The 11,984-nt window shown below is 62.2% G+C and carries 15 protein-coding genes; 1 reads left to right on the top strand and 14 read right to left on the bottom strand.

The features are described from left to right. Positions 1–87: 87 nt before the first annotated feature. The 11 genes from WD767_18655 to rpiB form a co-directional block, all read right to left on the bottom strand. Positions 88–1,287 (bottom strand): MFS transporter, encoded by a 1,200-nt coding sequence (locus tag WD767_18655; protein ID MEX2618113.1) that lies wholly within the window; start codon positions 1,285–1,287, stop codon positions 88–90. A 139-nt stretch (positions 1,288–1,426) separates the two neighbouring features. After that, a complete protein-coding gene (locus WD767_18650) occupies positions 1,427–1,867 on the bottom strand; it encodes a flagellar basal body-associated FliL family protein (GenBank protein ID MEX2618112.1) in 441 nt (146 codons plus the stop codon). Between the two features lie 80 nt (positions 1,868–1,947). Further along, positions 1,948–2,937 carry a thiamine-phosphate kinase gene (gene thiL / locus WD767_18645; protein ID MEX2618111.1) on the bottom strand — a complete coding sequence of 330 codons (990 nt, stop codon included), beginning with the start codon at positions 2,935–2,937 and terminating at the stop codon, positions 1,948–1,950. After that, the gene (nusB, locus tag WD767_18640; GenBank protein MEX2618110.1) at positions 2,912–3,418 is read right to left on the bottom strand and encodes a transcription antitermination factor NusB; all 507 of its coding nucleotides are present in this window, start codon (positions 3,416–3,418) and stop codon (positions 2,912–2,914) included. The genes thiL and nusB overlap by 26 nt, the downstream gene beginning before the upstream one ends. Further along, complete coding sequence (gene ribH / locus WD767_18635; GenBank protein ID MEX2618109.1) at positions 3,415–3,876, bottom strand: 6,7-dimethyl-8-ribityllumazine synthase; 462 nt, start codon at positions 3,874–3,876, stop codon at positions 3,415–3,417. The genes nusB and ribH overlap by 4 nt, the downstream gene beginning before the upstream one ends. After that, a complete protein-coding gene (gene ribB, locus WD767_18630) occupies positions 3,876–5,015 on the bottom strand; it encodes a 3,4-dihydroxy-2-butanone-4-phosphate synthase (protein ID MEX2618108.1) in 1,140 nt (379 codons plus the stop codon). Before ribB ends, ribH begins: the two co-directional genes overlap by 1 nt. A 45-nt stretch (positions 5,016–5,060) precedes the next feature. Further along, the gene (locus WD767_18625) at positions 5,061–5,657 is read right to left on the bottom strand and encodes a riboflavin synthase (GenBank protein MEX2618107.1); all 597 of its coding nucleotides are present in this window, start codon (positions 5,655–5,657) and stop codon (positions 5,061–5,063) included. A gap of 12 nt (positions 5,658–5,669) precedes the next feature. Further along, on the bottom strand, positions 5,670–6,758 hold the full coding sequence (gene ribD / locus WD767_18620; protein ID MEX2618106.1) for a bifunctional diaminohydroxyphosphoribosylaminopyrimidine deaminase/5-amino-6-(5-phosphoribosylamino)uracil reductase RibD: 1,089 nt from the start codon (positions 6,756–6,758) through the stop codon (positions 5,670–5,672). 19 nt (positions 6,759–6,777) lie between these two features. Further along, positions 6,778–7,239, bottom strand: coding sequence for a transcriptional regulator NrdR (nrdR, locus tag WD767_18615; GenBank protein ID MEX2618105.1), 462 nt, complete (start codon positions 7,237–7,239; stop codon positions 6,778–6,780). Between the two features lie 24 nt (positions 7,240–7,263). Continuing rightward, positions 7,264–8,550, bottom strand: coding sequence for a serine hydroxymethyltransferase (gene glyA / locus WD767_18610; protein MEX2618104.1), 1,287 nt, complete (start codon positions 8,548–8,550; stop codon positions 7,264–7,266). 67 nt (positions 8,551–8,617) lie between these two features. Next, positions 8,618–9,076 carry a ribose 5-phosphate isomerase B gene (gene rpiB, locus WD767_18605; protein ID MEX2618103.1) on the bottom strand — a complete coding sequence of 153 codons (459 nt, stop codon included), beginning with the start codon at positions 9,074–9,076 and terminating at the stop codon, positions 8,618–8,620. 415 nt (positions 9,077–9,491) lie between these two features. Between rpiB and WD767_18600 the strand changes: the two genes are divergently transcribed. Next, complete coding sequence (locus tag WD767_18600; GenBank protein ID MEX2618102.1) at positions 9,492–9,950, top strand: MucR family transcriptional regulator; 459 nt, start codon at positions 9,492–9,494, stop codon at positions 9,948–9,950. Positions 9,951–10,001: 51 nt separating this feature from the next. Here WD767_18600 and WD767_18595 read toward each other — a convergent pair whose 3' ends face one another. The 3 genes from WD767_18595 to mmsB all read right to left on the bottom strand — a co-directional run bounded on the left by WD767_18595 (position 10,002) and on the right by mmsB (position 11,767). After that, positions 10,002–10,220: a hypothetical protein gene (locus WD767_18595; GenBank protein ID MEX2618101.1), complete on the bottom strand. Its 219-nt coding sequence runs from the start codon at positions 10,218–10,220 to the stop codon at positions 10,002–10,004. A gap of 114 nt (positions 10,221–10,334) precedes the next feature. Beyond that, positions 10,335–10,796 (bottom strand): MarR family transcriptional regulator, encoded by a 462-nt coding sequence (locus WD767_18590; GenBank protein ID MEX2618100.1) that lies wholly within the window; start codon positions 10,794–10,796, stop codon positions 10,335–10,337. A 65-nt stretch (positions 10,797–10,861) separates the two neighbouring features. Continuing rightward, a complete protein-coding gene (gene mmsB, locus WD767_18585; GenBank protein MEX2618099.1) occupies positions 10,862–11,767 on the bottom strand; it encodes a 3-hydroxyisobutyrate dehydrogenase in 906 nt (301 codons plus the stop codon). Positions 11,768–11,984 lie beyond the last annotated feature (217 nt).

Genomic DNA, 11,984 nt, shown 5'->3' with positions numbered 1-11,984 from the left:
CATGCCAGAACGGCCTTTGAAAGGCAACTGGCGATACGAAATCGGAGAATTGCCCGAAATCCGGGCAGTCCCGCGGCTCCCGACCCGTCAGGCGGCAATCCGGGTGCGGCCTTGCCAAACCCGTAACCAGATTGTCGCAAGCAGCACAAGCGCCATCGGGCCCAGCATGGCGAAATTTATCCACGCCCATCCCGAATAATAGAGAATCTGTCCGGAGGAAAAACTGGCGCCCGCAACAGCGGAGAAGACGAGAAAATCGTTGAGCGCCTGCACCTTGCCACGCTCCGCGGGCGTATAGCATTCAGTCAGCAACGTCGACCCGCCGACGAACATGCAGTTCCAGCCCAGCCCGATCAGCACCAGCCCCGCCCAGAACTGCAGCAGCCCGCTGCCCGTCATACTGACCAGGACCGCCGCCGACATTAAAACAATTCCCACGGTGATGATATTCAGTACACCGAACCGGCTGATCAGGTGCCCGGTAAAGAAGCTCGGAACGAACATGCCCAGAATGTGCCACTCGATCACGAAAGCGGTATCAGCAAAGCTGAGCCCGTCATGCATCATCGCCAGTGGCGTCGCGGTCATCGCCAGCACCATGATGGCGTATCCGAACATGGCGGACATCGCGGCAACGATAAAGGCGGGTTGGGCGGCAATCTGTTTCAGCGGCCGCCCGGCCTCCTGCCGCTCGGACGCTGTCAATGGCGGAATGTCAAGGAACTGCAATACGAAAATCGCGCACAGGATCAACACGGCAACGCAGGCGTAGTTTCCCGCATAGCGGACCGGATCGAATAATCCGATGCTCGCCTTCGCCAGTTCGGGACCGACGATCGCGGCGATGACGCCGCCTGCCAGGACATAGGAAATGGCCCGGCTGCGATAGGCCACCGTCGCCGTATCCGCGGCGGCAAACCGATAATACTGCCAGAACGCATTATGCACGCCGAGCACGGCGGATGCGCAGACGAATCCCGTGAAACTTTCGTAATACACCGCCAGCGCCGCGGCGGTAGTGCCGGCGAATCCGATACACTGCCCGGTCGTGAAGCCGGCGCGCCGCCCGACGCGACGCATCAGCAGCGACGCGGGGACGGTGCCGATCATGGTTGCAAGGAACTGGCACGCGACAGGCAGGGTCGCCAGGCTCTTGTCCTCGGCCAGCATGAAGCCCACCAGCGCCGCAACCGTCGCCACGAGTGAGGAACCGCTCATCGCCAGCGCCTGGCACAGGGCGAGAAGCAGAACGTTTCGACGGGTCGGATCGCGGCGGAGAGCGGCCAATTCGGTCATCCGGAATTTATGAGAAGACGGTCGATAATGCAGAAAAATACAGTCATCGCGGCATTGTGGCGCCGCAATGGTCAGATTTCGATGTCATATCACGGGAACCGAATACGGATCAAACAGCGGTTGTCCGGTATTAATTTGTGCCGCGGCGCTCAAACACGCTCTGGATCAGCACGTCGATGATCCGCTCCTTGCCGATGGCGCTGCCGCTGGCCTCGATCAACCGGCTCTTCACAGCCTTGACGTTGACGCCGTCATCCAGTGACGGCAGGTTGGCGTAATACCGGGTCATCGAGTCGATGAAAACATCGCGCAGCTTCGGCATCTTGTTTTCCGCCAGCGCCTTCGATTCAGCATCGCGCATTTCAAGGGTAATATTCAGCACGATATATTTCTGCACGCCGCCGCCGCGGATGACATGCATGCTCAGCGGTTCCATCACGACGAACAGGGGATCGGCCGGCATGACCACCGTTTCCTCGACCTTTGCATCGACATCGCGGAACAGGAAATACCACGCGGCGCCGCCACCGAGCGCCAGAACGACGACCACTATGACGATGATCAGTTTCATGCCGTTAGCGCCTTTTCCTGCCGGCTGTTTCGATGGACGAAAAGCATGGCGAGGATAAAATACGAATGGTTAACAGGGCGTTATTCATGGGTGTATCCAAGCCGGGTCAGCGCCATCGGCAATCCGGCCGAATCCAGCACCGTCACGCCATCGCCGTCCTCAATGCGTCCGATCGCGGTGACCGGCACGCCGATTTCCCGTGCCAGGTCGTTCAGCGCCGCCAGCGCCGAATCCGGCGCCGCAAAGACCAGTTCGTAGTCGTCGCCTCCGGTCAGCACATTTGCCAGCAATGACGGATCGTCCTGCAATACAGCGGCCGCCGCCTCCGATAAGGGAACGCGTTCGGCGAAAATTCGGGCGGCAACGCCGGACGCATCGGTAATATTCTCCAGATCTGCGACCAATCCGTCAGAGATATCCGCCGCGGCATGCGCGAGGCCCCGAAGTCGGGGCCCCAGGATGCAGCGCGGCTGCGGCCGCTGGTATCGCCCGACCAGGCAGCCCCTGTATTCCGGCAAAAGTTCGGGAAGGCGGTCCTGTAGCGCCTTCAGGCCCAGGGCGCCATCGCCGATGGAACCGCTGACGAACACCGTATCGCCCGGCCGCGCGCCATTGCGCAGGATTGCGCCGCCGGCGGGAACCGTGCCGAACGCCGTCAGGGTCAGCGTGACCGGACCCGTTGTCGACACCGAATCGCCGCCGATCAGCGCGATGCCGAATTCAGCCTGCTCCACCGCCAGACCGGCCGTGAAATCCGCGACCCAATCATCGTCCAGCGACGGCGGGAACGCGACATTGAGAGTATAGGCGAGCGGCGTTGCTCCCTTCGCCGCCAGATCGGACAGATTGACCCGCAGCAACTTGGCAGCGACCAGGCCGGGCGCCTCGTCGCCGATATAGTGAATCCCGGCGACAATGGTATCAGTGGTGACGACAAGCTCCGTTCCGATGGCCGGCGCGATGACCGCCGCATCGTCCGTCAGCCCGTATGCGCCCGGGAAGCCCGCCGCCAGCGGCGCGAAATACGTTGCGATCCGGTCGAATTCATTGCGCTTCGGTCGTTCGGTCACGCGACCGGCCTCCCATTTCGCCGGACCGCGTCTCGCGGGCAAGGCGGTCGAGAATGCCATTGATCAGCGCCGGTTCCCTTTTTTCGAAAAAGGCCTTGGCGACATCGACATATTCGCTGATCGACAATGGCGGGTCGATATCCGGCCGCATCAGGATTTCAAAAGCGCCGGCGCGCAGGATTTCCCGTATCAGCAGTTCCAGGCTGGAAAAATCCCAGTCCCCCTGCAGGACCGATTTCAACCGCTCGTCGATTTCGTCGCGGCGCTGCATCACGCCCAGCACCAGTTCGCCGAACAGCGCGGGATCGGCCTCCACGAGCTGCTGGCCATCCAGTTCGCCGCCGAAGCGGTAGCGGTTGAACTCGCCGACAACGGTTTCCGCCACCCCACCGGCCAGTTCGAGCTGATACAGTGCCTGTACGGCCGCAAGGCGCGCGGCGCTGCGCCGCTTGCCCTTGGAAACGGTCGGTTTTCGCGTCATGTCAATTGAAAGCGGCTGCGCAACGCGACCATCGCCAGACAGGCCTCCACCGCCGCGGCCCCCTTGTTTCCCCGGTCCCGGGCGGCCCGCGCCCAAGCCTGCTCGCCTGTCTCGCAGGTCAGGATACCGTAACCGATGGCCGCAAGCCGTTCCGTCGCCAGATTCTGCAGCGCCCGTGCGCTTTCCTGGCAAACATAATCATAATGCGTCGTCTCGCCGCGGATGACGCAGCCAAGGGCGACATACCCGTCAAATTTCCGCCCCCCTTCCGCCGAGCCGCTGGCCGCCATCGCGAAGCGGATCGTGGCGGGGATTTCGAATGCGCCGGGCACGGCAAAACGTTCATGCGTCGCCCCCGCGGCCTCCAGCGCGGCAATCGCGCCAAGCGCCATTTCATCGGCCAGGTCATCGTAGAACCGGGCTTCGACGATCATGATATGCGGGGCGGCGTCAGTCATTATTGATCATCCGATAGTGCAACGGGAATGGAGCGCTGGCTGACCACGTTCAGGTCATACCCTTCGATACCGATAATTTTCTTCCGCGAGTTCGACAGCAGGATCATGTTGTGAACGCCCAGATCCAGGAGGATCTGCGCCCCGATGCCATAATCACGCAATTCCGCGGGATGCTGGACAACCGCTTTTGCGGACTCGCCGTTCGCCGCATGGACCGTATCGGAAATGAGTGTGGGATACCACTCCCGCAGGACCACGACCACGCCGCGCCCCACCTCGCCGATCAGCTTCATTGCGCCATGCAGGGGGCCGGTCTCGCCATTGGCGATTTCGCCCAGCGCGTCCTGGAACAGATTGACCGCATGCATCCGCACCAGCGGCGGCTCATCGCCGGCCAGGTCCCCTTTCACCAGGACGACATGTTCCGAATAGGTGACCTTGTTCGCATAGACATAGAGGTTCCAGTCGCCGCCATGCCGGCTCTTCAGCGTCGTTTCGGCAACCCGTTCTATCGTGCGGTCGTGACGGCGACGATAGGCGATCAGATCCGCGATAGTGCCTATTTTCAGTCCGTGGAACTGCGCGAACTTCACGAGGTCTTCGCGGCGTGCCATGGTGCCGTCATCGTTCATGATCTCGCAGATCACGCCTGAGGGGTTCAGTCCGGCGAGACGGGCGATATCGACCGACGCCTCCGTATGCCCGATCCGCACCAGCACGCCGCCGTCGCGGGCCATCAGCGGAAACACGTGTCCCGGCGTCGCGATATCCGCGCCGCCCTTGGTCGGGTCGATGGCGACCGCGATGGTACGCGCCCGGTCCGGGGCCGAAATGCCGGTCGTAACCCCTTCCCGCGCCTCAATCGAAACGGTGAAGGCGGTTTCCAGACGGCTCGAATTCTGCTGCGGCAGGAGCGGCAGGCCAAGCTGCGCGATGCGTTCCCGTGTCATCGCGAGGCAGATCAGCCCGCGGCCGTGTTTGGCCATGAAATTGATGACGTCCGGGGTCGCCATCTGCGCCGGAATGACCAGATCGCCTTCATTTTCGCGATCCTCGTCATCGACCAGGATGAACATCCGGCCGTTGCGCGCGTCCTCGATCAGTTCGTCAATGGAATGCTTGTAGTCGCTGAAAGCCACTTTATTACTCGCCTCGCCAGTGCCATCGTTTGCCGGACAGCGTCATCACGCTTCAGTCATATCCGAATGAAGCCGCGCAACATATCGGGCGAGGAGGTCTACCTCAAGATTAACGTTGTCGCCCGTCCGAAGCGTCCCGAATGTCGTTTTTTCCGCGGTATGGGGGATGATGTTCACGCCGAAGCGGCTGCCGTCCACCTCGTTCACGGTAAGCGACACCCCATCGAGCGCGACCGAACCCTTGCGCGCGATATAGCGGGAAAACGCGGGCGGCGCCTCGAATTCGAACCGCAGGCTATCGCCGTCGGGCCGGCGCTCCGTGACCCGCGCCACGCCGTCCACATGCCCCTGGACCAGATGTCCGCCCAGTTCCGCTCCCAGGCGCAGCGACGGTTCCAGGTTGATGTGGCGCCCCTCAAGCCAGCTGCCCAGCGTGGTGCAGGCCAGGGTCTCGGCGGAGACATCGACGGAAAACCAGTCTCCACCCTTTTCGACGACAGTCAGGCACGCGCCGGAACACGCTATCGACGCCCCGATTTCGACCTTTTCCATATCGAACGCCGTGCCGATCACGAAGCGACGGTCCCTGTCGCCGTCCGCCGCGCGCAACGCGCCGACATCCATGATCAGTCCTGTAAACATGCCGCTACTTTATCAGCCGTTCCGCGGCATGTCCCGCCGCTCAAACAATTCCATCACATCCGCCCCCACGGGAATGACCTCAACCCGCGCGAACCGCGCCATGTCGGTAGGGCTGGAGATTCCATAGGCAGCCACTGCCGGAATACCGTCGCCACCCATGATCCCCGCGGTGCGGAACCAGACTATGCGATCGACAAGCCCGGCGGCTATGACCGCGCCGGACAGCGTTCCGCCGCCTTCGACAAGCAGCCGGGTGATGCCCCGTGCCGCGACCGCCTGCATCGCGGCATGGATGTCCGGCCGCCCCGCCGCATCCGCAGCCACCGCGATAATCTCCACTCCCCGGCCGCGGTAGTCGTCCGCATTTCCCGCGTCCGGCAGCGTGACAATCCATGTCGGCGTTTCCCGTGCCGTGCGCACAAGCTGCGAGTTGACCGGCAGGCGCAACCGCCCGTCCAGGACAATACGGACCGGTGAACGGTCCCCCAGCCCCGCCAGCCGGCAGGTCAGCGACGGATCGTCCGTACAGGCCGTGCCGGCGCCGATCATGATGGCGTCATAACTCGCCCGCAGGAGATGACCCCGTGCGCGCGCTTCCGGGCCGGTGATCCATCTGCTGGCCCCGCCCCCGGCGGCGATCCTGCCATCCAGCGTCGTTGCCGCCTTAAGGGTTACCAGCGGCCGTCCGTCGCTTATACGCCGCAGGAACCCCGCATTCACGAATTCCGCTTCGGCGCGCAGCACGTCGCGGATGACTGTCACGCCGCCGGCCTGGAGTTTCTCGTGGCCGCCGCCCGAGACCCGGGGATCCGGATCCTCCAGCGCCGTCACGACCCGCCGGATACCGGCCTGCAGCAATGCCTCGCTGCAGGGCGGCGTCCTGCCATGATGGTTGCACGGCTCCAGCGTGACATAGGCGCAGGCGCCGGCCGCCTTCGCGCCGGCCCGCGCCAGCGCCTCGGTTTCCGCATGCGGGCGTCCGCCCGGCTGGGTCCAGCCCCGGCCCACGACACGGCCATCGGCGACGATGACGCATCCCACCGCCGGATTGGGCCAAACGGCGCCCAGTCCGCGTCGCGCCAGAGACAGCGCCGCACGCATGTAATATTCGTCGCCCGGGTCAGTCCCCGTCGACACCGAGTTCGCCGATGATGAAATCTTCGAAATCCTTGGCTTCACGGAAATTCCGGTAGACCGAAGCAAATCGGACATAGGCGACCTTGTCCAGCGTCAGCAGCGCTTCCATGACCAGTTCGCCGATCTGGTCCGCGTTGATCTCGGCCTCGCCGGAACTCTCCAGCCGGCGGACGATCCCGTTGACCACCCGGTCCACACGGTCTTCCTCGACCGGCCGTTTGCGCAGCGAAATCCGCATGGACCGCAGCAGCTTTTCCCGGTCGAACGGTTCGCGCTGGCCACCCTTCTTCAGCACGGTGAGTTCGCGCAACTGGACGCGCTCGAACGTCGTGAACCGTGCGCCGCAGTTCGGGCAGTACCGGCGACGGCGGATAGCCGAGTTATCCTCGGTCGGCCGCGAATCCTTAACCTGTGTATCCCCATGGGCGCAAAATGGACAGCGCATGTTCAGACCTCCCCGGTCAATGGACTAATGAAAGTCCGCATAAATTGGAAATCGCTTGCACATTTCCGATACCCGCGCGCGGACGCCTGTTTCGGTCGCCGCATTGTCGTCGCGGTTTTTGGCAAGGCCGCGAAGCACCTCCACGATCAGGTCGCCGACATGGATGAATTCCGCCTGGCCGAAACCACGCGACGTCGCCGCCGGACTGCCGAGCCGGACCCCGGACGTAACGCCGGGTTTTTCCGGATCGAAAGGAATACCGTTCTTGTTGCAGGTCAGCCCCGCCCGTTCGAGGCTGGCTTCCGCGATATTGCCGGTCAGCCCCATCGGTCGCAGGTCGACCAGCATCAGATGCGTATCGGTTCCACCGGAAACGATGTTCAACCCGCCCTTTACCAGCGTCTCCGCAAGCACGCGGGCGTTACCCGTCACTGCCTGCGCGTATTGCCGGAAGGACGGCTGCAGCGCCTCGCCGAACGCCACGGCCTTGGCCGCGACAATATGCATCAGCGGCCCGCCCTGCAGGCCGGGGAACACGGCGCTGTCGATCTTGCGCGCCAGCGCCTCGTCATTGGTCATGATCAGCCCACCCCGCGGCCCGCGCAGGGTCTTGTGCGTGGTGGAAGTGACCACATGGGCATGGCCGATCGGGCTCGGGTGCACACCGCCGGCGACCAGGCCGGCGAAATGCGCCATATCGACCATCAGATAAGCGCCGACGGAATCCGCAATGGCGCGAAACCGGGCGAAATCGATCACTCTCGGATAGGCGGAACCGCCGGCAATGATCAGCTTCGGCTGGTGTTCCTTCGCCAGTTGCTCAACCTCATCGAAATCGATCAGGTCGTCCTGGCGGCGGACGCCATACTGCACCGCGTTAAACCATTTGCCCGATACGTTGGGCCGTGCGCCATGGGTCAGGTGACCGCCCGCCGCCAGCGACATGCCCAGGATCGTTTCGCCGGGTTTGACCAGCGCCAGGAACACCGCTTCATTCGCCTGGGCGCCCGCATGGGGCTGCACATTGGCGAAGCCGCAGCCGAACAGTTCTTTGGCGCGGTCGATCGCCAGCCGCTCCGCCACGTCGACGAATTCGCAGCCGCCGTAATACCGGCGCCCGGGATAGCCTTCGGCATACTTGTTCGTCAGCACCGAACCGGCGGCCTGCAGCACAGCGCGGCTGACGATATTCTCCGATGCAATCAGTTCGATCTGGTCCTGCTGGCGACCGCATTCCGCCACCAGGCTCGCATGCACTTCCGGATCCGTATCCGTCAATGCGGCGGTAAAAAATGTTTTGTTTTCTGTCATCTGTAGCACGTTATTCACCTGTTACATCCGTTCTTTTCGAGTCGATCCGTATCGTCGTTGCAAGGCCCTAGGACATTTTGACGATGCGCCGGGCATGGCGGGGATTGCTGTCCCCTTCGAATGCCGTCGCCAGGAACACCGTTACGCAGTCGCGCGCGAGCTCCGGGCCCAGGGTCCGCGCGCCCAGCGCAATGACATTCGCGTCATTATGCTGGCGCGACAGCCGGGCATCGGTCGTGTCATGGCAATGCGCCGCCCGGATATGCCGGTAGCGGTTCGCCGCGATCGAAATGCCGATCCCCGTGCCGCAGATCAGGATACCACGCCCGGCCCGGTCATCCGCCAGCGCCTGAACCAGCGCATCGGCGAAATCTGGATAATCCACGGAATCCGGACCGTCCGTTCCAAGGTCAACGACCGAATACCCCTGCTCCGTGAGGAAACCGGCGATGTCGGCCTTCAAGACATAACCCGCATGATCCGATGCAATTGCGATGGCTTTTACTGATCCTGTGCCTGCATTCACGTCCTACCGGCCCCTTTTTCAGAGTTATCGGACCTAAGCGGCACCTCCCGCCAAATCCAGTGATTTTGAGTTACCATATGTCGCATGCCCGCGCCAGCCTTCCTACAAGGAGTGGCAACCTGGACCGAAGTTTCAGCGTTATTCCGGCTTGAATAACCGTCCGGCGGAATACCGGACAAGAAAATACCATGTCGGCGACAGGCAATTCCCACAACTCCAACCACCGTATCTAGGTATCGATAAGTAACCCATTCATATATCTAGTGCGGCAAAACAGCTTTTGTAATTGTGTAAACTAAATGAAAATTTCCAGTGCAAGCGAATATTTAAACTATTGGTTCGAATAATTGACAACAACAACCCTTTGTGCAAAAAATAGCAACTAACTCGGCTTTTATTGATGGGTGGCGAGGCAATGAGCGACAAGTCGGAAGACAACACGCCGGGCACGGAACTGTCGCAGGGCGACGTACTGCGGATGACGACGGAGGTCGTTTCCGCCTATGTCGGCAACAATACCCTGCCGCCGGCGAAGATTCCGGAAGTCATCAACTCCGTGTTCGGCACCCTGCGGACGCTCGACAGCGGCGGTAGCCATATGAACGGCGACCGGCCGAAACCCGCCGTGCCGATCCGTAAATCCATCACGCCCGACTTCCTCGTCTGCCTGGAGGACGGCAAGAAGCTGAAGATGCTGAAGCGTCACCTGCGTACCACCTACAGCATGACGCCAGAGGAATACCGGACGAAATGGGGTCTCGAAGCGGATTATCCCATGGTCGCCCCGAATTATTCCGCGCAGCGTTCCAGCTTCGCCAAGCGCATCGGGCTCGGCCGCGGCAGGAGCGGCAACGCCTCCTCCGCCACCCGCTGACCCGCCGGCCGCGCATTTCGGCGCCATACGTCAACCCGCCCCCTCAGACGGTCAAACGGTCAGCCCCCCGCGACGCGGCGGTTTCACCGCCTTCGCCATGACCATTTCAAGCTTGCGCCGCGCCGTCATCCGCAGCGCCTGTTCACCCCGCTTCGGATCCCCCACGATGGACACTTCCGTGCCGGTGCGGGTATCGATGGCGGATACCTTCACATAGCTGCCGATCAAAATGAATTCGAAGATGATGCCGTGTTCGTTCTTGCCGCGCATGGTGCCACGAAATCCGCTTACCGTCCCGATGAGCAACCGGAATACGCGGCAGGATAGCAGAATCGCGGAGCGGTCAAACCCTGAAAAACGGGGTCGCCCCGCCAGCCTCGCGCCTTATAGCCCGCCGGTCCCGAACCCCATGCCGCCGCTCCAGAACCGTTCGAGGCGCAGCAGGATCGTATTGGCGTGGTTGAGTTCCTCCACCGGCACCGTATCGGTGCCGAGGCGGTCGGAATGGCGACCGAACATCGCATCGACGACATTGCGCAGATCGATCCCCTTTTGCGACAGGCGGACCCGGATCGAGCGGCGGTCATGCGCCGAACGCTCCTGGATCAGGTAGCCGTTCTCCACCATCTTGCGCACATTGTAGGAGACGTTGGAACCCAGGTAATAGCCACGGTTCGTCAACTCGCCGACGGTCAGTTCGTCCTCGCCGATATTGTACAGAATGACTGCCTGGATATTGTTGATATCCTGCATGCCATGCCGGTCAAGTTCGTTCTTCACGACTTCGAGGAATTGCCGGTGCAACCGCTCGATAAGATGGATGGATTGCAGGTAATCGCTCTTCACTGCCATAGGAGTCATCCGAATTGGTTAATCCTGATTGAACTTCGCATCCAATTATTACCTATTTACTAAAATTTTGCCTCACTTTTTGGCAATTCCCCGCGAATCAAGCCGATTATTGCCGAAAAATCGAGAGATTCATCACCGGACTGGCAGAACAGAGCATACATTGCCGCCGCCGCCGCGCCCATCGGCGTGGCCGCCCCCGCGCCCTGCGCCGCGCCCTGCGCCAGTTTCAGGTCCTTCAGCATCATCGCGGCGGTGAACCCTGCCGGGTAGCCCCGGTTCGACGGCGCCGCCGGCACCGGCCCCGGCATCGGGCAGTAATTGTTCATCGCCCAGCAGGAACTGGTCGCCGTCGAACAGATATCCCACAGGGTCTGCTGGTCGAGCCCCAGCTTCTCCGCCATCACGAAACCCTCGGACACGGCAATCATGGTGGCGCCCAGGATCATGTTGTTGCACAGCTTGGCGACCTGACCATTGCCGACGCCGCCGGCGTGGATGATGGTTCTGCCCATTTCCTCCAGGATCGGCCTGGCGCTGCCGAAGCCGTTCGGCGAACCGCCGACCATGAAGGTCAGCGTACCGCCCGCCGCGCCAACCGTTCCGCCCGAAACCGGGGCGTCGAGCATCTCCAGCTTGCGGTCGGCGGCCATCCGCGCCACCTCGCGCGCCGTCGCCACATCGATGGTGGAGCAATCCAGCAGCAGCGCGCCTTCACGGACATTGTCGAAGACGGATTCGGTATACACGCTGCGCACCTGCGGCCCGGCCGGCAGCATGGTAACGACCACGTCCACGTCGCGGCAGGCATCGCCCGCATCCGCCGCCGCCGTGGCCCCGGCCGCCACCGCCCGCGCCAGCGCATCCGCCGACAGGTCGAAGGCCTTCACGTCATGCCCCGCTTTCACCAGATTGGCGAGCATCGGCCCGCCCATATTGCCCAGCCCGATGAATCCGATCGCCGTCATGTCCGTGTCTCCCCGTAAAGATTTGGTTGGTATCACTCATTCCGGGGCCGCTATGCCGCCACGGCAGCGCCGGAATGAATGATACCCCCTCGCGTCTGGGTGAGGAAGCAACCGAAGCCGCCGACCCCGTCGCAAATTCATACCGATACATTTATCGGCTTAAATTGTTATTCGATGGCAATTATTGGCAAGTGCCGGTCGGCGGCGCGTCTCCGCG

Source organism: Alphaproteobacteria bacterium, assembly GCA_040905865.1.
Classification (GTDB): Bacteria; Pseudomonadota; Alphaproteobacteria; order UBA8366.
This window is presented reverse-complemented; position numbering and strand designations above follow the sequence as displayed.